Source organism: Streptomyces sporangiiformans, from assembly GCF_005768555.2.
GTDB lineage: Bacteria > Actinomycetota > Actinomycetes > Streptomycetales > Streptomycetaceae > Streptomyces > Streptomyces sporangiiformans.
Map to the genome: position 1 here is coordinate 1 of NZ_VCHX02000155.1, position 21,201 is coordinate 21,201.

At 70.7% G+C, this 21,201-nt stretch carries 17 protein-coding genes, 1 pseudogene and 1 riboswitch; of the genes and pseudogenes, 11 read left to right on the plus strand and 7 right to left on the minus strand.

The window, feature by feature from the left end; translation table 11 throughout:
• Positions 1-193: 193 nt before the first annotated feature.
• Positions 194-607, minus strand: a complete 414-nt coding sequence (locus FGD71_RS24625; RefSeq protein ID WP_119102688.1) for an SCO4983 family protein — start codon at positions 605-607, stop codon at positions 194-196.
• Positions 608-753: 146 nt separating this feature from the next.
• Positions 754-1,965 (minus strand): pyridoxal phosphate-dependent aminotransferase, encoded by a 1,212-nt coding sequence (locus FGD71_RS24630; protein ID WP_119102689.1) that lies wholly within the window; start codon positions 1,963-1,965, stop codon positions 754-756.
• A 191-nt stretch (positions 1,966-2,156) separates the two neighbouring features.
• Here FGD71_RS24630 and FGD71_RS24635 point away from each other — a divergent pair, with 191 nt between their 5' ends.
• Positions 2,157-2,828 (plus strand): hypothetical protein, encoded by a 672-nt coding sequence (locus FGD71_RS24635; RefSeq protein ID WP_140935940.1) that lies wholly within the window; start codon positions 2,157-2,159, stop codon positions 2,826-2,828.
• A 156-nt stretch (positions 2,829-2,984) separates the two neighbouring features.
• Positions 2,985-3,917 carry a trypsin-like serine peptidase gene (locus FGD71_RS24640; protein ID WP_119102692.1) on the plus strand — a complete coding sequence of 311 codons (933 nt, stop codon included), beginning with the start codon at positions 2,985-2,987 and terminating at the stop codon, positions 3,915-3,917.
• 25 nt (positions 3,918-3,942) lie between these two features.
• Here the strand turns inward: FGD71_RS24640 and FGD71_RS24645 are convergent, their stop codons facing one another.
• Entirely contained in the window at positions 3,943-5,562 is a 1,620-nt protein-coding gene (locus FGD71_RS24645) for an N-acyl-D-amino-acid deacylase family protein (RefSeq protein WP_119102693.1), read from the minus strand.
• A gap of 8 nt (positions 5,563-5,570) precedes the next feature.
• Complete coding sequence (locus FGD71_RS24650) at positions 5,571-6,866, minus strand: amino acid deaminase (RefSeq protein WP_119102694.1); 1,296 nt, start codon at positions 6,864-6,866, stop codon at positions 5,571-5,573.
• A gap of 159 nt (positions 6,867-7,025) precedes the next feature.
• On the opposite strand from FGD71_RS24650, the gene FGD71_RS24655 reads away from it, so the two are divergent.
• The 4 genes from FGD71_RS24655 (at position 7,026) to FGD71_RS24670 (ending at position 10,900) form a co-directional block, all read left to right on the plus strand.
• Positions 7,026-8,126, plus strand: coding sequence for a sugar kinase (locus FGD71_RS24655; RefSeq protein ID WP_338120081.1), 1,101 nt, complete (start codon positions 7,026-7,028; stop codon positions 8,124-8,126).
• Entirely contained in the window at positions 8,123-8,887 is a 765-nt protein-coding gene (locus tag FGD71_RS24660) for an IclR family transcriptional regulator (RefSeq protein WP_119102696.1), read from the plus strand. The genes FGD71_RS24655 and FGD71_RS24660 overlap by 4 nt, the downstream gene beginning before the upstream one ends.
• Positions 8,884-9,294 carry a RidA family protein gene (locus FGD71_RS24665; RefSeq protein ID WP_119102697.1) on the plus strand — a complete coding sequence of 137 codons (411 nt, stop codon included), beginning with the start codon at positions 8,884-8,886 and terminating at the stop codon, positions 9,292-9,294. Before FGD71_RS24660 ends, FGD71_RS24665 begins: the two co-directional genes overlap by 4 nt.
• 118 nt (positions 9,295-9,412) lie before the next feature.
• Entirely contained in the window at positions 9,413-10,900 is a 1,488-nt protein-coding gene (locus tag FGD71_RS24670) for a GntP family permease (RefSeq protein WP_119102698.1), read from the plus strand.
• A 128-nt stretch (positions 10,901-11,028) separates the two neighbouring features.
• Here the strand turns inward: FGD71_RS24670 and FGD71_RS24675 are convergent.
• Positions 11,029-12,878: pseudogene (locus FGD71_RS24675) on the minus strand (serine/threonine protein kinase); the annotation flags it as partial.
• A gap of 122 nt (positions 12,879-13,000) precedes the next feature.
• On the opposite strand from FGD71_RS24675, the gene FGD71_RS24680 reads away from it, so the two are divergent.
• Complete coding sequence (locus tag FGD71_RS24680) at positions 13,001-13,576, plus strand: hypothetical protein (RefSeq protein WP_119102699.1); 576 nt, start codon at positions 13,001-13,003, stop codon at positions 13,574-13,576.
• A gap of 6 nt (positions 13,577-13,582) precedes the next feature.
• Here FGD71_RS24680 and FGD71_RS24685 read toward each other — a convergent pair whose 3' ends face one another.
• Positions 13,583-14,968, minus strand: coding sequence for a M14 family metallopeptidase (locus tag FGD71_RS24685; protein ID WP_119102700.1), 1,386 nt, complete (start codon positions 14,966-14,968; stop codon positions 13,583-13,585).
• 289 nt (positions 14,969-15,257) lie between these two features.
• Between FGD71_RS24685 and FGD71_RS24690 the strand changes: the two genes are divergently transcribed.
• The 4 genes from FGD71_RS24690 (at position 15,258) to FGD71_RS24705 (ending at position 19,644) form a co-directional block, all read left to right on the plus strand.
• Positions 15,258-16,271 carry an MEDS domain-containing protein gene (locus FGD71_RS24690; protein ID WP_240436740.1) on the plus strand — a complete coding sequence of 338 codons (1,014 nt, stop codon included), beginning with the start codon at positions 15,258-15,260 and terminating at the stop codon, positions 16,269-16,271.
• Positions 16,272-16,415: 144 nt separating this feature from the next.
• Positions 16,416-17,744: an Nramp family divalent metal transporter gene (locus tag FGD71_RS24695; RefSeq protein WP_119102701.1), complete on the plus strand. Its 1,329-nt coding sequence runs from the start codon at positions 16,416-16,418 to the stop codon at positions 17,742-17,744.
• Positions 17,745-17,793: 49 nt separating this feature from the next.
• A riboswitch (ZMP/ZTP riboswitch) is annotated at positions 17,794-17,878 on the plus strand.
• A gap of 30 nt (positions 17,879-17,908) precedes the next feature.
• A complete protein-coding gene (locus FGD71_RS24700; RefSeq protein WP_119102702.1) occupies positions 17,909-19,066 on the plus strand; it encodes a phosphoribosylaminoimidazolecarboxamide formyltransferase in 1,158 nt (385 codons plus the stop codon).
• 122 nt (positions 19,067-19,188) lie between these two features.
• Positions 19,189-19,644, plus strand: coding sequence for a hypothetical protein (locus tag FGD71_RS24705; RefSeq protein WP_240436741.1), 456 nt, complete (start codon positions 19,189-19,191; stop codon positions 19,642-19,644).
• A 20-nt stretch (positions 19,645-19,664) separates the two neighbouring features.
• Here FGD71_RS24705 and FGD71_RS24710 read toward each other — a convergent pair whose 3' ends face one another.
• Positions 19,665-21,014 (minus strand): HEAT repeat domain-containing protein, encoded by a 1,350-nt coding sequence (locus FGD71_RS24710; RefSeq protein WP_119102726.1) that lies wholly within the window; start codon positions 21,012-21,014, stop codon positions 19,665-19,667.
• Between the last annotated feature and the right edge of the window lie 187 nt (positions 21,015-21,201).

Genomic DNA, 21,201 nt, shown 5'->3' on the forward strand with positions numbered 1-21,201 from the left:
GGCCGGGGCCCCGCACAACGGTGTGCGGGGCCCCGGCCCTGTCATGTGAGGTCGCGGCGAGCGCGGTTATCGGCCTGCGGCTTCGAGGAGCGCACCAGTTTTCCCGTCGAAGCGAACGCAGTGCTGTGGCGCCCGGTCCGCGCGTCTCTGCGGGTGCACGCGGACCGGGGCCGATCGGGGGAGCCCGGAGGCCTCAGTGGGACGTGAGGGCGTGGGGCTCGGCGGCAGCAGCGTGGGCGTCCATGCGTTCAGCGGACAGGATCGCGGCCGCGGTGTCCGCTCGGGACGCCGCCACGACGAGGGCGCGTCCCGCGAGGGTGTGTGCGCGCTGGTGGAGAGCCGCGACGCGCGGCTCGTCGTCGGCGGCCCGCGACGAATGGGCCGGCGGACGTCCACCCCGAAGCCGGGCCACCTGCTCGGCCAGCCGCTCCGCGGCGACCTCGAGGTCGGCGGACGGCGCGAGGCCGCGCAGTTCGTCCGTCACCGTGAGCAGCGCCGCGAGATGACCGGCGAGCTGGATGTCCAGCTCTTCCTCCCGCGACCGGTGGGGAAAGTCGGCGGTGCCGGCCATCGTGTGGACCGACTTGGCGCGGATCGGTTCGTACATGGGGATGGCCTCCTGTGCTCTGACAGGAAGCCATCCTAGCTTGGATTTCGTCTAAAGTTGAGCTGGTTCGCAAAAGTGACCCCATTGGCCACGCATAGTGATGGACCGAGTGGGGGACGGAGGGGCCCGTCAGGGGCGCGGCGGCGTCACGGCTGGCTGTATCCGTCGAGGAAGTTCCCTATGCGTGTCACCGCGTCCGTCAGATCCCTTGCCGTGGGCAGCGTGACGACCCGGAAGTGATCGGGCTCCGGCCAGTTGAACCCCGACCCCTGCACCACCATGATCTTCTCGGCCCGCAGGAGGTCCAGCACCATCTGCCGGTCGTCCTTCACCTTGAAGACCTTCGGGTCGAGCCGCGGGAAGAGGTAGAGCGCCCCCTTCGGCTTCACACACGTCACACCCGGGATCTGGGTGAGCAACTGGTGCGCCACGTCCCGCTGCTCGCGCAGTCGGCCGCCGGGCAGCACGAGATCGTTGATCGTCTGGCGGCCGCTCAGCGCCGCCACCACACCGTGCTGGCCGGGCATGTTCGCGCACAGCCGCATGTTCGCCAGGATCGTCAGCCCCTCGATGTACGAGTCGGCGTGCGCCCGCGGCCCGGAGATCGCCATCCAGCCCACCCGGTAGCCGGCCACGCGGTACGCCTTGGACATCCCGTTGAAGGTGAGCGTGAGCAGGTCCGGGGCGATCTTGGCGGTCGCGGTGTGGGTGGCGTCGTCGTACAGGATCTTGTCGTAGATCTCGTCGGAGCAGACGAGCAGGTTGTGGCGGCGCGCGATGTCCGTCAGACCCCGCAGCATCGCCTCGTCGTACACCGCGCCCGTCGGGTTGTTCGGGTTGATGATGACGAGCGCCTTGGTGCGGTCGGTGACCTTCCGCTCGACGTCGGCGAGGTCGGGCATCCAGTCGGACTGCTCGTCGCAGCGGTAGTGGACGGCCGTGCCGCCGGAGAGGGAGACGGCCGCGGTCCACAGGGGGTAGTCGGGCGCCGGTACGAGGACCTCGTCGCCGTCGTCCAGCAGGCCCTGCATGGCCATCACGATCAGCTCGGAGACGCCGTTGCCGATGAAGACGTGCTCGACGTCCGTCTCGATGCCGAGTGTCTGGTTGTGCATGACGACGGCCCGGCGTGCCGCGAGCAGGCCCTTCGCGTCCCCGTACCCGTGCGCGGACGAGACGTTGCGGAGGACGTCCTCCAGGATCTCGGGCGGGCACTCGAACCCGAACGCCGCCGGGTTCCCGGTGTTCAGCTTGAGAATGCGATGCCCCGCTGCCTCAAGCCGCATCGCCTCCTCGAGCACCGGTCCCCGGATCTCGTAACAGACGTTGGCGAGCTTGGTCGACTGGATCACCTGCATGTCCGTGAGCTTACGGCCGCGTAACGCTTCATGGGGCGTGTTCTCCACCACGTGAGACGTGACGCTTTGGGTGGCTTTGACTCTCGGCTGCACCACAAGCCCCTTCTTTCTCTACAATGCCCCGCCATGTTCCGGACCCTCATTGCGGCAGCGGCGCCTCCCACGCTAATGCCACGAAGAACCCAAAGGGCGTGTACGACGTGAATGGCGCATACCGGGAGAACGGTGAAGGCCGCGACACGCCGCGCGTGTACCACCCGTACGGCGACACGGCTCCGGCGTACGACGAGTACGCGGACCCGGCGGCGGCGCACGGCTGGCAGAACGCGTACGACGACACGGTCCGCATCGAGTTCGGGGAGGACCCGGCGGCTGCGGGGTCCTCCCCGAAGCCGCCGGCTGCGGTCCTCCCCGACGCGGAGGGGCGTCACGAGCGGCTGATGCGCCGCCGTCGCGTCCGGCTGCGGCGGCGCGGAGCCGTGGCCGCCGGTGTGGCCTGCGTCGGGCTCTGCGTCGTCGTGATCACCGGCCTCTTCGGGTCCGAGAGCTCCGGCGACGGCGGCCGCGAGAACGCGCCGAACACCCTGCAGTCCTCCTCCGCCACGGACCGGCCCGGCTCGACCGCCTCGACGTCCGGCGACCCGTCCGGAGCGTCGCGCGAGGCAGCCTCCGGGGCGCCGAACCGGGCATCGGCGAGCCCGTCGCCGAGCACCTCCCCAACCGGTGGGTCCGGCGGGTCCGAGGACGGCTCCGGCAAACCCGCGAAGGGCACACCGTCGCCCACGGCCACCACCACGACCGAACCCGGCAGGGGGAACGGCAATCCCGGCCGGGGCCAGGGCGCCACCAAAGGCCCCAAGTAGCGAGCCGCGTCCGGAAGTACGGCGCAAAACTTGCTCAAATCAGCGGCTTGATTCAACTCCTTGCTCACCAGTCACTCTCACCCCAGAATGCGCATGACAAAAACGGGAAGCGGCCGGGAAACCCCCGGTCGCTCAACACGTAAAAGGGGACCCCACATGAAGCCCCGCGCAAAGAAGCCGCTCTTCGCCGTACTCGGAGCCCTGGTGATCACCGGAGCGGGCATGGCGCCCGCGGTGGCCGCCGGCACGGGTGAGGCCGCGGCGCCCGTCCTGCAGGCGGAGGTCAAGACATCCGCCGGACAGGCGGAGACCAGAGTGCCTGCCACCCAGAAGGAGGCCGAGGCGCCCGCCGTCCGGGCGGTCGACTTCGCAGGCACCGTCGCGCTCAGCAACTGTTCCGGATCCGTCGTGCGCATGCCGGGCTCGGAGGCGGACGACCCCGCCCTCGTGCTCTCCAACGGCCACTGCCTCGAGAGCGGCTTCCCGGAGCCCGGCGAGGTCATCGTCGACCAGCCCTCCAACCGCACCTTCGGCCTGCTCAACTCCGCCGGTACGCGCGTCGCCACGCTCCGGGCCAGCAAGATCGCGTACGCGACGATGACCGACACCGACATGTCGCTGTACCAGCTGACCAGCACGTACCAGCAGATCCAGAACTCCTACGGCATCAAGGCACTGGAGCTCAACGCCGCCCGCCCGACGGCCGGTACCGCCATCAAGGTCGTCTCCGGTTACTGGAAGCGGATCTACAGCTGCAGCGTCGACGGGTTCGCCTACCGCCTCAAGGAAGGCTCGTGGACCTGGAAGGACTCGGTCCGCTACACCTCCTCCTGCAACACCATCGGCGGCACGTCGGGTTCGCCCGTCATCGACAACGCCACCGGCAAGGTCGTCGCCGTCAACAACACCGGCAACGAGGACGGCGGTCGCTGCACCGACAACAACCCCTGCGAGGTCGACCAGAACGGCAACATCACCGTTCGACGGGGCATCAACTACGCCCAGCAGACCTACCAGGTCGTCCCCTGCGTCGGGCTCGACAACAAGATCGACCTGAGCCGCTCGGGGTGCACTCTTCCCAAGCCGTAGCGCGGCCCCGGTAGTGGGCGGGTGGTCAGGCCGTGCGCCGGACCGCCCGCCCCGCCAGTACGTCCGTACGCCGCCCGTCCTCGACGGCGAAACGGCCGTCGACGAGGACGTGCGGGATGCCGGCCGGGAGCGTGCGCGGAGTCTCGAAGGTCGAGCCCGCGGCGACCGTGGCCGGGTCGAAGAGGACCAGATCGGCACGGTGGCCCTCGCGGACCAGGCCGCGGTCGGGCAGGCGGAGCCGCGCGGCCGGGCGTGAGGTGAGATGCGCGACGCATTCCTCGAGGCTCAGGACGCCCAACTCCCTCACGTACCGGCCGAGATAGTGGGGGAACGTCCCGTACGCGCGCGGATGCGGCTTGTCGCCCTGGAGGATGCCGTCGGAGCCGCCGGTGTGCACGCGGTGACGCATGATCTCCTGGACGTTCTCCTCGTGGCCCACGTGCTGGAGGATCGTGGAGCCGAGGCTGTCGTCGAGGAGGAGACGGCGGGCGGTCGTCCACGGCGCCTCGCCGCGCTCGTCGGCCGACTGCTGGACCGTCCGCCCGACATAGGACGCGACGGCCGGGTCGCCCACGCCCGAGATCTCGATCGTGTCCCACTCGATGGGGACGCCGTGGCAGCCGTCCGCGCCCACGACCTCCATGTGGTGGCGGATCCGCTCGGCGGTGCCGTCGTCCTTCAGGCGGCCGAGGATCGCCTCCGGGCCGCCCTCGCTCGCCCAACTGGGCAGCATCGCCACGAGAGTCGTACACCCCGGGGTGTACGGGTACGTGTCGAGGCTGATGTCGGCTCCGGAGGCGAGCGCGTCGTCGAGGAGCGCCAGCAGGTCCGGGGCCTTCCCCTCGTTCACGCCGAAGTTCATGGTGGCGTGGGCGAGATGGAGAGGGCAGTTCGCGTTCCGCGTCAGCTCCACCATCTCCTCGTACGCCTCGAGCGCGCCCGCTCCGTACGAGCGGTGGTGCGGGCAGTAGTAGCCGCCGTGTTCCGCCACCACCCGGCACAGCTCGGTGAGTTCGGCGTCCTTGGCGTACATGCCGGGCGTGTACGTCAGCCCGGAGGACATGCCCACGGCCCCCTCTCGCATTCCGTCGGCCACCAACTGCCGCATGGTGTCCAGCTCTTGGGGCGTCGCCTCACGGTCGTCCCATCCGACGGCGAGCATCCGGACGGTGCCCTGGGGGATGAGGTAGGCGGCGTTGACGGCGATGCCCTCGCCGTCGAAGCCGTGGTCGAGGCGGTCCAGGTACTCGCCCACCGACCGCCAGGTGAAGTCGATGTCGTCGCCGTTGCCGTTCCAGCCGGTGATCGCGCGGCGCACCTCGGCGAGCGTGCGGTCGTCGACGGGCGCGTACGACAGCCCGTCCTGGCCGATGACTTCGAGGGTCACCCCCTGCGCGACCTTCGCGCTGTGGTCCGGGTCCCGGAGCAGGGCGAGGTCGCTGTGGGCGTGCATGTCGATGAAACCGGGGGAGAGGACGAGGCCCTCGGCGTCGAAGACGCGGCGGGCGGTGGGCCGCTGGCAGCCGGCCGCCGCGGCCTCCTTGACGATCGCGGCGATACGGCCGCCCTTGATGGCCACGTCGGCCCGGTAGGAGGGTTCACCACTGCCGTCGACGACGTCCGCGTCACGGATGACGAGATCCACGGTGCCTCCTAGAAGAACGTACGGACGTAGTCCACGACGGTGCCGTCCTGTTCCACCACCGGGATCAGCTGCCACTTGTCGAACGACGTGCAGGGGTGGGAGAGGCCGAGGCCCAGCCAGTCGCCGATCTGCAGATCCGCCTCGGGGGTCGTACCGATCCACGCGTGCTGGTCGGACAGGGACGTGACCGTGACGCCGTTCGCGGGATGCTCGCCGCCGGCACGGCGGACCACCTCGGCGACGGGCAGGTCCAGGTCGTACGCCGCGTCCCGCTTGCCCGCGTTGACGAAGGCCTGCTCGGGGGAGGGGCGGGAGACGACCTGGGCCCAGAGGCGGAAGGCGGGGTGGAGGGCGCCCTCTTCGGGGAGGCGGTTGAACGGGGTCACCCGGCGGTAGTGGCCCACGTCGTGCGAGACGTACGCACCGGACCGCAACAACTTCATTACGGGCAGGGACAGTTCGGGGATCTCTCCGAAGACGTCGGCCACCGCGTCGAACCAGGCGCTGCCGCCCGCGCTGACGACGATCTCGTCCAGCCCCTCGAAACGCCCCGCCTTGTCGAAGCCGGCGGCCAGCGCGGTCAGGCGGCGCAGCCACGCGTGTACCCGCTCCGGGTCGGCCCGCGGCACCTCGCCCTCGTACCCCGCCGCGCCCACCAGCCGCAGCGTGTCCACGGCGGCCACCGCGTCCGCGACCGCCGCGCACTCCGCCTCCGTCCGTACGCCGGTCCGGGCGCCCTCGCCCGCGGCCAGCTCGACGACGACGTCCACCGGGCGGGCCGATCCCTGCAGCGCCGCGTCCATCAGCTCGACGCCGCGCACCGAGTCCACGTAGCAGATGAGACGGAAGGACGGGTCGGCGGCGAGTTGGGAGGCGATCCACTTCAGCGCGGCCGGGTCCACCAACTCGTTGGCCAGGAAGACGCGCTGGATGCCGAAGGCCCGTGCCACCCGCACCTGGTGCGGCACCGCCAGCGTGATCCCCCACGCGCCGTGTTCGATCTGGCGGTGGAAGAGCTGGGGCGCCATCGACGTCTTCCCGTGCGGGGCGAAGACGAGGCCGTGGCGGGCGGCATACGTCTCCATGAGACGGAGGTTGTGCTCCAGGCGCTCGGCGGAGAGGGCGAGTACCGGGGTGGTGAAGCCGTCGGTGAAGAGATTGCGGCGCTGGGTGGCCAGTTCGCCGACCGTCAGGCCCTCGGCGTCCGGCGGGAGGCCCCTGAAGCGGTGGTCGACGCGTTCCTCGGCGAGCCGGGCGAGGGCTTCGAGGGCATCGAGGGCTTCGGCTGGTCTGTCGACGGCCATGGAGCCTCCCTGATGAGGTGTGTTGCGATATTTGCAACGCGCATTGCGTATGTCGCTCACGGCTGTCTAACATCCCAGCCAACGCCGGGTCAACGGAGCCGCCGAGACTCGCCGAGCGACAAGGAGCCCACAATCATCGTCACCCCCGTCGGAGATGTCGTGGACGTTGTCACGCTGGGCGAGTCCATGGTCACGTTTCTGCCCTCCCGTCCGGGGCGCCTCGCCGACGTACCGTCCTTCGACCGGGGCATCGGCGGCGCGGAGTCCAATGTGGCGTGCGGGCTGGCTGCCGCCGGGCATGCGGTGAAGTGGGTCAGCCGGATCGGCTCCGACGGCTTCGGGCAGCACCTGGTGGAGCGGATCGCCGCACTCGGCGTCGACACGAGCGCGGTCCAGGTCGACCCGGCCCGTCCCACCGGCATCTACTTCCGCACGGCGGGGGAGCGGGCGTTCACGCCGGGCGCGGGGGATCCTCACGGGCCGGACGTCATCGAGGGGGCGGACGGGGCCGCGGAGGCGGGCGGGGCTCCGCTCTCCGAGGTCGTCTACTACCGTGCCGGTTCCGCGGCCTCCGCGATGTCCTCCGCGAACATGCCCGGCGACGAGATCCGCTCCGGCCGCGTGCTCCACCTCTCCGGCATCACGGCGGCCCTCTCCGACGACTGCCTCGGGCTTCTGCGCGACCTCACGTCCCCCCGCGCCCGCCGCCCCCTCGTCTCCTTCGACGTCAACTACCGTGTCGATCTCTGGCGCGACCGCCCCGAGGCCGGCGCCACGCTCCTCGGCCTCGCCCGCCGCAGCGACCTCGTCTTCGTCGGCAGCGACGAGGCCGAGGCCGCCTGGGGCGTGACCGGCGGCCCCACCGCGATCCGGGCACTGCTTCCCGAGCCGCGCCTGCTGGTCGTCAAGGACGGAGGGCGGGGGGTCACGGTGTTCGAGGGCGAGGGCGAGGGCGAGGGTCAGGGCGAGTCCGTCACCCATGTCCCCGCCCTCCGCGTGGACGTGGTCGCGCACGTCGGGGCCGGTGACGCCTTCGCCGCCGGTTTCCTGTCCGCGACCCTGCGCGGGCTCCCCGTACGGGACCGCATCCGGCACGGGCATCTCATGGCGGCCGCCGCGCTCACCGTGCCCGGCGATCTCGCGGCGCCGCCCGCACGCGGGCACGCCGACCGGCTGGTCGCCCTGGACGACGACGCGTGGGGGACACTTCGACTCGGCCCCGGGTGGACGCGGGCCCCGGAGGAGGTACGCACCCCATGAGCCAGACCGTCGATCGCGCGCTGAGCATTCTGCCGCTGCTCGCCGAGGGCCCCGCCGACCTCGGCCAGGTCGCCGACCGCCTCGGCGTGCACAAGTCCACGGCGCTCCGGCTCCTGCGCACGCTCCACGAACACGGCCTCGTCTACCGCCAGTCCGACCAGCGCTACCGCCTCGGCGCCCGCCTCTTCGCGCTCGCCCAGGAGGCGGTCGAGAACCTGGACATCAGGGAGATCGCCCACCCCCACCTCGTACGTCTCAACGAGGAGTGCGGGCACACCGTCCACCTCGCCGTGTACGAGGAGGGCGAGGTCCTCTACATCGACAAGGTCGAGAGCCGCTACCCGGTGCGCATGTACTCCCGGATCGGAAAGCCCGTCGCCATCACGGTCGCCGCCGTCGCCAAGCTGCTCCTCGCCGATCTGCCCGATCCCGAGCGCCGCGCCCTCGCGGAGAAGCTCGACTACCCCATGTACACGGCCCGTTCGATCCCCAACGCCCCCGCCTTCCTCAAGGAGCTGGCGGCGGTACGCGAACAGGGCTGGGCCACCGACCTCGGCGGCCACGAGGAGTCCATCAACTGCGTGGGCGCCCCCATCCGCGGCACCGACGGGCGTGTCGTCGCCGCCATGTCGGTCTCCGCACCGAACGTCGTCGTCACCGCCGACGAACTCCTCACGCTGCTCCCGCTGGTGCGCCGTACGGCCGAGGCCATCAGCCAGGAGTACTCCGGCACCGCACCCCACAAGGAAGCGAGCTCATGACGGACAAGATCGCCCTCACCCCGAAGACCCACACCACCCCGCCCGCCAAGTTCTCGCACGGCGTCAAGAAGGGGAACATCCTGCAGGTCGCCGGACAGGTCGGTTTCCTGCCCGCCGTGGAGGGACAGCCGCCGACGCCCGCCGGGCCGACCCTGCGCGAGCAGACCCTCCAGACCCTCGCCAACGTCAAGTCGGTCCTCGAGGAGGGCGGCGCCGGCTGGGACGACGTGATGATGGTCCGCGTCTATCTCACGGACGTCGACCACTTCGCCGAGATGAACGGCATCTACAACCAGTACTTCGAGGAGCAGAACCTCACCGCTCCGCCCGCCGCCCGCACCACCGTCTACGTCGGCCTGCCCGCGGGCCTCCTCATCGAGATCGACGCGCTGGCCGTACTGGGCTGACGCCCCCTCAACTCCCGCACCCCGTACGTCATCACGGTGCGGCGCTCCCCATGGCGCCGCACCGCGATCCCCCCTGTCCGAAAGACCGATGCACTTAAGAAGAGGTCCCCCCCCACTCATGTCGTCCCCCCTCATAGCCACACCCCTCGCCGCGGAGACCCCAGCCCCACCCCACACCGGGGGCCTGCTCCTCCTCATCGACGGAACCGCAGGTCTGCTGACCATCGCGGCGCTCGGCATCGTGCTGCTGCTCGTCCTGATCATCAAGGTCAGACTTCAGCCGTTCGTCGCGCTGCTCGCCGTCTCCATAGCCGTCGGCCTCGCGGCCGGCCTCTCCGTCACCGAACTCTTCGGCACCGTCCAGAAGTCCGACGCGGTCTCGCTCATCGAAGACGGGATGGGCGGAACACTCGGCCACGTCGCGATCATCATCGGCCTGGGCACCATGCTCGGCGCCGTGCTCGAGGTCTCCGGCGGCGCCGAGGTGCTCGCCTCCCGGCTGCTGGGCCTCTTCGGCGAGAAGCGCGCCCCACTCGCCATGGGCCTGACCGGCCTGATCTTCGGTATCCCGGTCTTCTTCGACGTCGGCATCTTCGTGCTCGCGCCGATCGTGTACGCGGCGGCCAAGCGCGGCGGCAAGTCGATCGTGCTCTACTCCATGCCGCTGCTCGCCGGTCTCTCCATGACCCATGCCTTCCTGCCGCCGCACCCCGGTCCCGTCGCCGCCGCCGGACTGCTGAAGGTCGACCTCGGCTGGGTCATCCTGATGGGTGTCATCTGCGGTATCCCCGCCGTGCTCGCCGCCTGGGCCTGGTCCGCGTGGATCGGACGACGGCTCTTCGTCCCCGTACCGCAGGACATGGTCGAGGCCGCCGACGAGGCGAAGGCCGCGCTCGCCGAAGAGCAGCGCACGGACGGCGTGACGCCGCCGGAGAAGCCGGTTCCGCTCGGCATCGTTCTCGCGATCATCGGCACCCCGCTGCTTCTGATCCTGCTGGCGACGTTCTCGTCCATCGCCTTCGATCCCTCCACGGCCCGCAGCGTCATCGAGTTCTTCGGCCACCCCTTCGTCGCGCTCACCCTCGCGCTGCTGCTGGCGTACTACCTCCTCGGCATCCGCCGCGGCTGGTCCCGCAAGTCCCTGGAGACCGTGTCGACCGCCTCGCTCAAGCCGGTCGGCAACATCCTGCTGGTGGTCGGCGCGGGCGGTGTCTTCGGCGCCGTCCTCAAGGGCAGCGGCGTCGCGCAGGCCCTCTCGGACACCTTCAACGACGTGGGCCTGCCCGTGGTCGTCCTGTCCTATCTGATCTCGCTGGTGCTGCGCGTGGCCCAGGGTTCGGCGACGGTCGCGATCGTGACGACCGCGGGCATCGTGGCCCCGCTCCTCTCGGAGGGCGACCACTCACAGGCGTTCGTCGCCCTCGTCATCATGGCGATCTCGGCGGGCTCCATTTTCGCCTCGCACGTCAACGACGGCGGCTTCTGGATCGTGGCCAAGTACTTCGGCCTCTCCGAGCGGGACACCCTCAAGACCTGGACGGTCCTGGAATCGGTGCTGTCCGTGGCCGGGTTCGTGGTGGCGGCGGTGCTGAGCGTCTTCGTGTAGAGCGGCGACACCGCGCGCCAACGGTCCGGCCGCCCGACCCCCGCGGCCGGGCGGCCGGACCGTTTCCGGCGCGCTACCTCGACGACTCCGGGTAGCCGGGCGGGAGCCGCCACGCGCAGAGGTACGCNCCGGGCGGGAGCCGCCACGCGCAGAGGTACGCCTCCCCGCCCTGCACCCTCCACATCCAGTAGCGGTGCCCGTCATCGGACGAGCAGTCGCCGCTCGACCCCTTGCGTGGGCTGGTCATCTGCATCAGGAACTCGTAGGGGTACGGCAGCGTGTCCCCCTTGTCGCAGTCCCAGGCGGCCATCAGATCGCCTTCCACGTCGTCGCCCGAGCTCTTGGCGGGGAAACACCTGGCGGGGAGGAACTGTCGTTCCAGGCACAGGATCTTGGTGTCCGCGCCGCTGTCGTAAAGCCAATGGCTTCGGTCCGGCCCACGGGGGCAGTCGCTGCCGTCGTCCTTGTTCGTGGACGTCACCTTCACATGGGCCTCGTAGGCCTCGCAGTTGACCCGCTTCGGCATCTCGGCGCTCCACCTGCCCGTGAAGCTGTTCTTGTAGGCGTCGAGACAGTCCCCCGTACGCACGGCCGCGAATGCCCGGGCCGTCGGGTCGGGAGTCGGGGAGTTCTCCGTGGTGCGCGTGGCCGTCGCGGTCACGGTGGCGGGCGAACCGGCGGCAGCGTCCGAGTCGTTGTCCCGGTCGGGCACCACCCAGAGCACGATCAGGGCGGCCAGGATGCTCAGGACGACCGGCGGCACCAGCCACCAGACGCCCGAGAACCTCCTCCCCGGTCCGGCCGGTCCGCGCCCGAAGGGCAGGGGCGGCCGGCCGCTCACGCGCAGCCGTGGATCCGGCGGCGGAGCCGCCCGCAGGTCCCGCGTCGGAGCGTCGCCGGCCGGGGACGCCACGGCCGCCGGGGTCGCCGCGGCCGCCGGGCGCCGTTCCTCGAGGGCGCGCACCTCCGCCTCGTACGCCTCGATCAGGCGCAGCCACTGCGGCGGCAGCCAGGGCGCGCCGTCGGCCGCGGCCCGCCGTGCGGCGACGGCCGGGGTCAGCTCGTCGAGCAGTTCGGCGGGGCCGGGGCGCCGCCCGGGGTCGTCGCGCAGGCAGCGTGTGACCAGCGGAGCCAGTTCGGGCGGCAGCCCGGCCAGGTCGAGATCGCCGCGCGAGACCTGGGCGAGCAGCCGGAGGGTGTCGCCGGTGTTCCGGTACGGCGGGCGGCCGGTGGCTAAGTGGAAGAGGGTGGCGCCGAGGGAGTAGACATCGGACGCGGCCGTCGACTCCTCGCCGCGGGCCTGCTCGGGGGACGTGTAGGCGATCGTCCCCAGGGTGAGCGTGGTGCGGGTGATGTCGATGGCCTGCGAGATGCCGAAGTCGATCAGCCGAGGACCGTCCAGAGGCAGCAGGATGTTCCCCGGTTTGACGTCCCGGTGCACGACGCCCGCCTCGTGCAGGGCGAGCAGCGCCTCCGCCGCACCGGCCGCCACCCGGAGCACCGCGTCGGACGGCAGCGGCCCGCAGAGGCGCACCAGGTCGTGGAGCGAGGGGCCGGGGATGAACTCGGTGGCCAGCCAGGGCCGTTCGGCGTCCGGGTCGGCATCGACGACATTCGCTGTGGAGACGCCGCCGACCCGCCGCGCGACGCTCACCTCGCGGGCGAACCGCCTGCGGTCCGCGTCGCCCACCGGTCCTTCGGCGAGCAGGACCTTGACGGCGACGAGCCGCTCGCCGGGTGAGCGTGCGACATGGACGCGACTCATGCCGCCGGAACCGAGCCGCCCGAGGACGCGGTACGGCCCGATGCATTCGGGGTCGTCCGCTCCCGGAGGCAGCACATGTATGCCCCGGCCCTCACCCTTGCCCGCCCCGACGTTCACGTCCTGCCCCCTGACGCCACACGTCCCTGTGCCACACGCCCGGCTGGAGATCACGCCCCCACTCGCCCGACCGCGATGGCCTCCCCTGCGTTCCACGCCTCCGCGCGGCGCCCTGGTTCCCCCGCGCCCGCGACAAAGGGGACAGACCCAGCGGAGGATGACAGGGGTAAGGGGACCTGACTGTCCCCGGCACAGGATCGTCGACCATACTGCCCGCTGTGGAGCAGCGTATTGGTTCGAACAGCCAGCCCCTGGACGCCGGCGTAGACCCGGCGTACATCCCCGGACTCACGTCACCCGCGTCCGCGGAGCCGGAAGACGCCGCCGAGCCGGAAGGCACCGAGGAGGCGGAGGACGTCGTCGAGCCCGAGGAGGCGGCACCCCCGGCAGCGGCAGCAGAGGAGGAGTCCGAGAAGGAACCCGACAAGGGTCCCGAGAAGGAACCCGACGAGGAACTCGCCCCCGATGGCCCCGTCTTCGAGGCCTCCGACCGCCGCGCGAAGATAGTCGCCGACCACAAGGGCGTACGACTGCGCCTGGACGACCAGGCGTGCGAGTTCCGCTGGGACGAGGTCGGGGCGATCGAGACGGAGTCCCCGCGCTTCGGCAAGCGGTTCACCATCACGGTGCATACCCCTGACCGCCGCTGGTACCCGATCGAGATCGAGGCGACGGCCAGGGCGCGCTTCGAGGAGTGGGAGTCGCAGCTCGACGAGGTCCTGGACGCCTACTTCGAGGACGGCGAGGACGCCGCCGCCGACGCCGGGAAGGACGCCGACGACGACTCCGACTGAGGCGCGCTAGCTGCAGTACTGGGCTTCCTTGCCGATCGACCGATACATGCAGTCCGAGTTCTCCAGCAGCTGCAGCACCGCGTCCCGGTTGCGGGACGTCTCCCGCTCGATGACCTCGTCGGGCGGGTAGAAGCCGCCGCCGGAGCTGGACGACGGGTACATCTCGAAGGTGTAGCCGAAGATCTTCTGGCTGCCCCACAGATAGTCGTCGATCGAGCCGTCGGTGATGTACAGGTCGCTGGACTGCTCGGCGGTGTAGCCGTTGCTGGCGGCCATCTTCCTGCCGACGGTCGCGAAGGCGTTGCGGTCGTCGGCCGTCATGCCCGTCGTGGTGTCCGAGTAGGTGTAGCCGAAGGGCCACAGCACCAGCTCGCTGTACGTGTGGAAGTCGATGCCCGCCTTGATCTGCTGCTTGCCGCCGACGACCCGGCTGCGGACGAAGTCGGCGACGACCTTCACCTCGGGCGCGGACTCGGCCGCCGGGCCCCGGTAGGTCTCGGAGGACGTCGAGCCGGACGAACCGCCGCAGCAGCCCCAGCGGTAGTTCCAGTTGCGGTTGAGGTCCGTGCCGACGTTCGACGAACCGCTGTTGGGCTGGCGGTTCTTGCGCCACGAGCGGTAGGAGCCGGACGCGATGTCGTACTCGCCGCCGTCCGGGTTGAGGTCCGGGACGATCCAGATCTCGCGGTTGTTCACCATGTTCGTGATCCGCGAGTCGGAGCCGTATCCGGCACCCAGCTCACGCAGCAGGTAGAGCGCCATCTCGACGGTGAGGTGCTCGCGCGCGTGCTGGTGGTGGGTGAACAGGACCTCGGGCTCGGACTCGTCGGTCCCGACGTTGTCGCTGATCTTGATGGCGACGATGTCGCGGCCCTGGTGCGATTTCCCGATCACCCGCTTGCTCATGATGCTCGGGTACGCGGAGAGCCGCTGGTTGATCTCCGTGTTCATCTCGGCGTAGTTGTGATAGCGCGCGTCGGCGGAGGGGAAGTCCAGGATGCTCGCGTCACGGCTGCTCGAACGGTCCGGGGCCGAGCCCAGCGGCGAGACCTCGTAGCCGAGCCCGCGCAGCTTCCGGACCTGGGACGCGCGGCCCGAGACCACGACGGTCTCCTCGTCGGCCTCGTCCACCGACACTCCGGTCCGGGCGATGGCCGTACGGGTGGCGGCGGTGCTGTGGTGCAGATGGATCTCGTACTGGCGGATCTCGTCGGCGTCGGCGTCGGACGCGGGTGACGCGCCGGGGGCGCCGCTCGCGGTGGTCGTGGCGGTGATCGGGGCCGCGAGGGCCAGGGCGAGGAGGGCGGCGAGGGCGGCGGTGCGTCGCACGCGTCTGCTGCCGCTGTCGCCGCTGCTGCCGGTTGCGCCGCCGCCTTTGCTGCGAAGTCGCATGAATTCTCCTAGGTTCTCCAGGAATTCCGGGATCTTCCGGAAGTGTGGGGATGGGAGCGGGGGGTGGTTCAGTGCGACGTGCCGGGGTCCGCCGTCGCAGTGACGGCGGACCCTGTGTGCGGGTGTGGCGCTCATCGTGGTGGCTTGGCATGAGCGGGTCAAGGGTGACGGGCGGCGAGGCGGGCAGTGTACGCGGAGGCGCGCGCCTCTACGCGGACCCGCCTCAAGGTGCACCCGCGCGTGTGACGGGCGGGTGCGTGGGCGACCCGTCAGCGGGGAGAGTGGCCGTTTGCGCAAGACGAGCAAGTCGAGCACGACGAGCACGACGAGCAAGACCGGCAAGACGAGCGAGGACCGGCTGATCGAGGCACGCGTGAGCACCCAACAGGCCCACAACCAAAGGCCGTTCGACCATCGTATGGCCGTGTTCGGGTCGGACGGCGATTTCCTCGCGGCGGCGCTGCCCTTCATCGCCGAGGGGCTCGCGGCGCCCGGCGAGCCCCCGCCCGTGGCCATCGCCGACCCGGTCCGGCTCGGCCTCCTGCGCGAGGCGCTCGGCCCGGACGCCAAGGCCGTCGGCTTCATCCCGCACGCCGAGTGGTACACGGGCTCGGCGGCCAACGCCATCGCCCAGGGCGCCGGTTTCCTCGCCACGGGGGCAGGGCCCGGCGGCCGTATCCACCTCCTCATGGAGCCTCAGTGGGCGGGCCGGGCCGGCAGTTCGGCGCGCGAGACCACGGAGTGGATCCGCTACGAGGCGCTCGCGAACCTGCTGTTCGCGCCGTTCGCGGTGACGGTTCTGTGCGCGTACGACACCCGCACGGCGGGCCACGCCATCGTCGACGTCGCGCGCCGCGCCCATCCCGACACACCGGTGTACGAGGAACCGGCCCGGCTCGTCCGCGAGTTGGACACCGTCGCACTACCGCCGCCCCCGCCCGAGGCCGAGCGCCTCATCGCCCCGGAGGTGAGCACCCTGAGCGAGCGGGCACGGGCGAGGGCTCGCGGACTCGGACCCGCCGACTCCGAGCTGTTCGCGGCGGCGGTCGCCTCGGCGCTGCTCACCGAGGCGACTGCATCACCGCTCACCGAGGCCCTGTTGTGGGGCGAGGGCCGCTCGTGCGTGTGCGAGCTGCGCACCCCCGCCCGCATCGGCGACCCGCTCGCCGGTTTCGTCCCGCCCGCTCCCGAGGTCGGGCCCTCCGGCCAGGGCCTGTGGTTCACCCGCCAGGTCTGCGCGTACGTGGACATCCGGGACCGGGAGGCGGGCGGTTCGCTGATCCGGATGCAGTACGCGCGTTAGCACAAGAAGAAGCCCCCGAAGAAGCCCCCGAAGCAGCCCACGAAGCAGCCCACGAAAAAGCCCACGCGGCGGTACGCGTACGACCAACTTCCTTCACGGCATGCCCTCTTGTGCCTTCGCCCTCTTTACGCTTTCTTGATCGGCATGGCTGACACCACGGGAAAGCAAACGACAGGCGAGGCCATCACCAGCCCTCGTAAATCCAGTTGGAAGTACATCGGACCGGGCATCGTGGTCGCCGCCACCGGCGTCGGCGCGGGTGACCTCGTCGCGACACTCATCGCCGGCTCGAACTTCGGCTACACCCTCCTGTGGGCCGCCATCATCGGCTGTCTCGTCAAGATCTCCCTGGCCGAGGCGTGCGGCCGCTGGCACCTGTCCACCGGCCGCACCCTCTTCGACGGCTGGGCGAGCCTGGGCCGCTGGACGACGTACTTCTTCGTCGTCTACGTCGTGATCTGGGGCTTCGTCTACGGCGCGGCGGCGATGTCGTCGTCCGGCCTGCCGCTCCAAGCCCTCTTTCCGGACGTCATGGACCTCAAGTGGTGGTCCGTCCTGACCGGCCTGGTGGGCCTGGTCTTCGTCTGGTTCAACAAGTACGCCGTCTTCGAGAAGGTCATGACGGTGCTGGTGGGCGTGATGTTCGTGGTCACGGTCTACCTGGCGATCCGTGTCACTCCGAACATCGGCGAAGCCTTCGCGGGCCTGCTCCCGGTCCTGCCCGACGAGAAGGACTCGGTCCTCAACACCCTCGGTCTGATCGGCGGCGTGGGCGGCACCATCACCCTTGCCGCGTACGGCTATTGGGTCAACGCGAAGGGCTGGACGAACACCGGCTGGATGAAGGTGATGCGCCTCGACAACCGCGTCGCGTACGCCACCACCGGCATCTTCGTCATCGCCATGCTCTTCGTCGGCGCCGAACTCCTCCACTCCGCGAACGTGGCCATCGCGAGTGGCGACAAGGGCCTCATCCAGCTCGGGGACATCCTGGCGGACGAATACGGCACGGCGACGTCGAAATTCTTCCTCATCGGCTTCTTCGCCACGTCCTTCACCTCGCTGATCGGCGTCTGGCACGGCGTGAGCCTGATGTTCGCGGACTTCGTGGAGCGCTACCGTGCGCGCCGCAAGGCGACGGGCGAGCCGGTCGCCTCCGCCGAGGAAGTGGCGTCCGGCGCCCGCGAGAAGTCCTGGCCCTTCCGCGCCTACCTTCTCTGGCTGACCTTCCCGCCGATCGTCCTCCTCTTCCAGGGGCAGCCCTTCCGTCTGATCATCCTGTACGGCGTCCTGGGCGCGGCTTTCATGCCCTTCCTCGCCCTCACCCTCGTCTGGCTCCTCAACTCCTCGCGCACACCCGCGGAATGGCGCAACGGCATCCTCAGCAATGTCATGCTGGTGATCGCGGGCCTGCTCTTCGTCGTCCTGTGCGTGAAGCAGATCTGGGACCAGCCGTGGTCGGAGTTCTTCTGATGACCCGTGGTCCCGGAGGACGGGCTGGTCGGTCTTCCCGGATAGAGTGAGGCCCGGCCGCGACTGGCGTGGGTGGATGACCACCGGGGAGCGGTCGTGATCCGACGCGAGCGTCGACCGCCTGGGCGCCTTTCGTCAGCGATGTCCGCTGAGGAGGCCGTGCCATGGAACTGCGCTACGGAATCAACCCGCACCAGGCGGCGGCGCCCGCCGCACCGGTGAGCCCCGGCGGATGGCCGGTGCGCCTGGTGCACGGAGCACCGTCCTACATCAATCTGCTGGACGCGCTCAACGGATGGCAGCTGGTGCGCGAGGCGAGCCGGTCGCTGGGCGGACCGGCCGCCGCCTCCTTCAAGCACGTCTCGCCCGCCGGTGCGGCCGTCGCCGGTCCCGTCGACGAGGTCACCGCCGAGCTGTACGGCGTGGCCGGCGCCGAAGTCGGCAGTCTCACCGGCGCCTACCTGCGCGCCCGGGACGCCGACCCCAAATCCTCCTACGGCGACTTCGCGGCCGTCTCGCATCCGGTCGACGCCGAGCTCGCCGAGCTGCTGACCGGCGTGGTCTGCGACGGCATCATCGCCCCCGGCTACGCCCCCGGCACCGTCGAGCGGCTCAGCAGGAAGAAGAACGGCCGCTTCCTGGTCCTGGAGGCCGACGAAGCGTTCACGCCTCCGCCGCGCGAAGCACGGGAGGTCTTCGGCGTGCGCCTGACCCAGGAGCGCGACCAGGCGCCGCTGACTCCCGCGCTGCTCGCCGACACCGTGGGCGGGGCACTGCCCACGGCGGCGGTGGCGGACGTGCTGCTGGGGCTGGCCGTCCTGCGCCACACCCAGTCCAACTCGGTGTGTTACGTGCGCGACGGGATGACGCTGGGCATCGGCGCAGGCCAGCAGTCCCGGGTCGACTGCACCCGCCTGGCCGGCGCCAAGGCCGACACCTGGTGGCTGCGGCGCCATCCCGCCGTGCGCGCGCTCGCTTTCCGGCCCGGAGTCCGGCGCCAGGACCGGATCAACTGGCAGATCCGTTTCATCGAGGGCGGCCTCACCCGGCAGGAGAGCACACGCCTGGCGCAGGTACTCGCGGAGCCGGCCGACGAGCTGACACCTGCTCAGCGTGCCGAGTGGCGACAGCGCCTCACCGGTGTCGCCTTCGCCTCCGACGGCGCGCTGCCGTTCCGCGACAACGTCGACCACGCCCACCGCCATGGCGTCCGGTACATCGCCGAGCCCGGCGGCTCGATCAGGTCCACCGAGGTCGAGGACGCCTGCCGCGAGCACGGCATCACCCTGGCACGCACCGGCCTGCGCCTGTTCCACCACTGACCGTGCCCGGGCGGGGGGCATGGAATGGTGGACGTTCGACGCGACGCCATGGAGCGTCGAGCACGTAATCTGCGATCGGCACATCACACTGATCGGCGCACATCAGCACGCGAGGGATGGACATGCAGCAGCCCGGACCCGGCTCCCAGCCGCCACAAGGCTTCGGCCCGCCTCCCCCGTCGTACGCCCCGCAGAACCCGTACGCCCAGCAGACCCCGCAACACGCTCCCCAGAACCCGTACGCCCAACAGGCCGCCCCGTACCCGCCCGCCCCCACCCCGCCACAACCCCCTGCCCAGGGCCCGGACTTCGTCGCCGCCGACCGGCACAACGCCGTCGTCGTGGATGCCGAGGGGGTCTCGTTCGAGAACCACGGAATGAACGCCGAGTTCCCCTGGCCCGTGATCCGCAGCGTCCACTACAAGCCCGGCGCCACGGGCAGGGGCCTCATGGTCGCCGTCGTCCACGTCGACGGCAGCGTGTACGAGTGCGGGGTCGACGCGAAGCGCCGCGAGCGGCTGCAGGAGTGGTTCGGGCAGCTCGCCTCCGTGCTCGGGTATTACCGCCCCGCGGGCTAGGAGCGGCGTCGCGCCGGTCGTCACCCGGCCGTCGGGGTCTCCTTGCGCCACCGCCGGCTCCAGAGCGCGCCGGCCCGGTGGTCGTGCTCGAAACCAGCACCGAGATGGCCGACCCGCTCGATCGCCCCGTCGGCGCGCGGATCGTCGCGCAGGGTCAGGCCGTAGGCGGCCTCCAGGCGTACGAGTTGGTCGTCGTCGTCCAGCAACGCCGCCAAGGCGTCGGCGACCGCGGGTGCGCGGTCCCGGGAGCCGGCCAGTGCTCCCGCGGCCGCGCCCCGCACGTCCGCATCCTGGTCCTCGGTCAGGAGGAGCAGAGCCTTGGTGATCTCCGGGAGAAGCTCGTCGTCCCGCATGGCCGACGTGCACGCCCTGATCCGCACCCCGGCGTCCGGGTCACGGGTGAGGGTGAGCAACGCGGCCCTGGCGGCGGGGGAGAGGGGAACGTCTTCCGCGGAGAGGGCATAGGGCACTTCGCGGCGTACGCGGGGGTCGGGATGGCCGGCGTAACGGAGCCCGATGTCCTCCTGGCCGGGATGCTCGTACGCGGTGAAGGCGTCGAGCACCTTCGCGAGCATCTCGCTGTCCGTTTCCTCGGCCGCCCAGGCGGCCAGGAGGTCGCTCGCCTTCTCGTCGTAGTCGGGGCCGTTGCCCAGCAGCCCCCGTATCCGCAGGTAATCCACCACGAACCGGCGGTGCGCCAAGGCAGGGTGGTGGCGATGGGCCACCACGGCCGACCAGGTCTCGAAGCTGCGACGCTCGCTGAGGATCCAGCAGCTCGCCCACCAGTCCACATGATCGTCGTCATGCTGCCCGACAGCGCGGGCGATCAGTTCGTCGACGGGTGTCAGGACGCGGAAGGCCCACTCCAGAGAGGTCAGGATGGCGCCGTGTCCGGCCCGCACGACGAGCCCGCCGAGCGAGACCTGATCGACCCAGTGGTACTCGTCGTCCTGGACCCGGACCGTCGCGGCGGGACCCGGCTCCCCCGTTCTGCGCCGCAACTCCTCGGCCCCGCCCGCCTCGCACCAGCCCCGAGCCAGGGCGAGCAGCCGTTCTCGCGCGGCTTCCGGAAGCCGCAGCCGGGGCTCTTTGCCCAGCGCGGCCGAGAAGACCGCCGGGGACCCGCCGTCAACGGCACGCCACAGCGGCGTGGTCCCGTCCGGCAGCACCCGGTCAGGATCCGCGCCGCCCTCCACCAGCACTTCGGCGACCGTCGCGTCGTACGCCGCCACCGCCACGCACAGCGCCGGCAGCCCGTCCGCGTTGACCGCATCCGGATCGGCCCCTCCTTCCAACAGGGCCCGCACCCCCTCGGCGTCCCCCACCCGAACCGCCGACACGACCTGCCCGTCGAGTCCACTCCCACCCATGGTCCCGCCCCCGATCCACATGACATCGCGGGCCGTTGAGCACCCGTCGCCGCTCGTCACATCACACCAGGTCACATTTCCGCACACGGTGAACTCCTATGGCCCACATGAGCGCTGCCGTGACACCGGGCGGAGTTTTGTGCGGAGCTCCCGGGTCCGTGAGGAGCGATGGGCCCGGCCCCGGCGT

Bases quoted from the DNA above. Each gene is read 5' to 3' on its own strand.
- FGD71_RS24625 (WP_119102688.1), bottom strand. From the start codon at position 607: ATGTACGAACCGATCCGCGCCAAGTCGGTCCACACGATGGCCGGCACC.
- FGD71_RS24630 (WP_119102689.1), bottom strand. From the start codon at position 1,965: ATGCAGGTGATCCAGTCGACCAAGCTCGCCAACGTCTGTTACGAGATC.
- FGD71_RS24640 (WP_119102692.1), top strand. From the start codon at position 2,985: ATGAAGCCCCGCGCAAAGAAGCCGCTCTTCGCCGTACTCGGAGCCCTG.
- FGD71_RS24650 (WP_119102694.1), bottom strand. From the start codon at position 6,866: ATGGCCGTCGACAGACCAGCCGAAGCCCTCGATGCCCTCGAAGCCCTC.
- FGD71_RS24660 (WP_119102696.1), top strand. From the start codon at position 8,123: ATGAGCCAGACCGTCGATCGCGCGCTGAGCATTCTGCCGCTGCTCGCC.
- FGD71_RS24665 (WP_119102697.1), top strand. From the start codon at position 8,884: ATGACGGACAAGATCGCCCTCACCCCGAAGACCCACACCACCCCGCCC.
- FGD71_RS24670 (WP_119102698.1), top strand. From the start codon at position 9,413: ATGTCGTCCCCCCTCATAGCCACACCCCTCGCCGCGGAGACCCCAGCC.
- FGD71_RS24685 (WP_119102700.1), bottom strand. From the start codon at position 14,968: ATGCGACTTCGCAGCAAAGGCGGCGGCGCAACCGGCAGCAGCGGCGAC.
- FGD71_RS24695 (WP_119102701.1), top strand. From the start codon at position 16,416: ATGGCTGACACCACGGGAAAGCAAACGACAGGCGAGGCCATCACCAGC.
- FGD71_RS24700 (WP_119102702.1), top strand. From the start codon at position 17,909: ATGGAACTGCGCTACGGAATCAACCCGCACCAGGCGGCGGCGCCCGCC.
- FGD71_RS24705 (WP_240436741.1), top strand. From the start codon at position 19,189: ATGCAGCAGCCCGGACCCGGCTCCCAGCCGCCACAAGGCTTCGGCCCG.
- FGD71_RS24710 (WP_119102726.1), bottom strand. From the start codon at position 21,014: ATGGGTGGGAGTGGACTCGACGGGCAGGTCGTGTCGGCGGTTCGGGTG.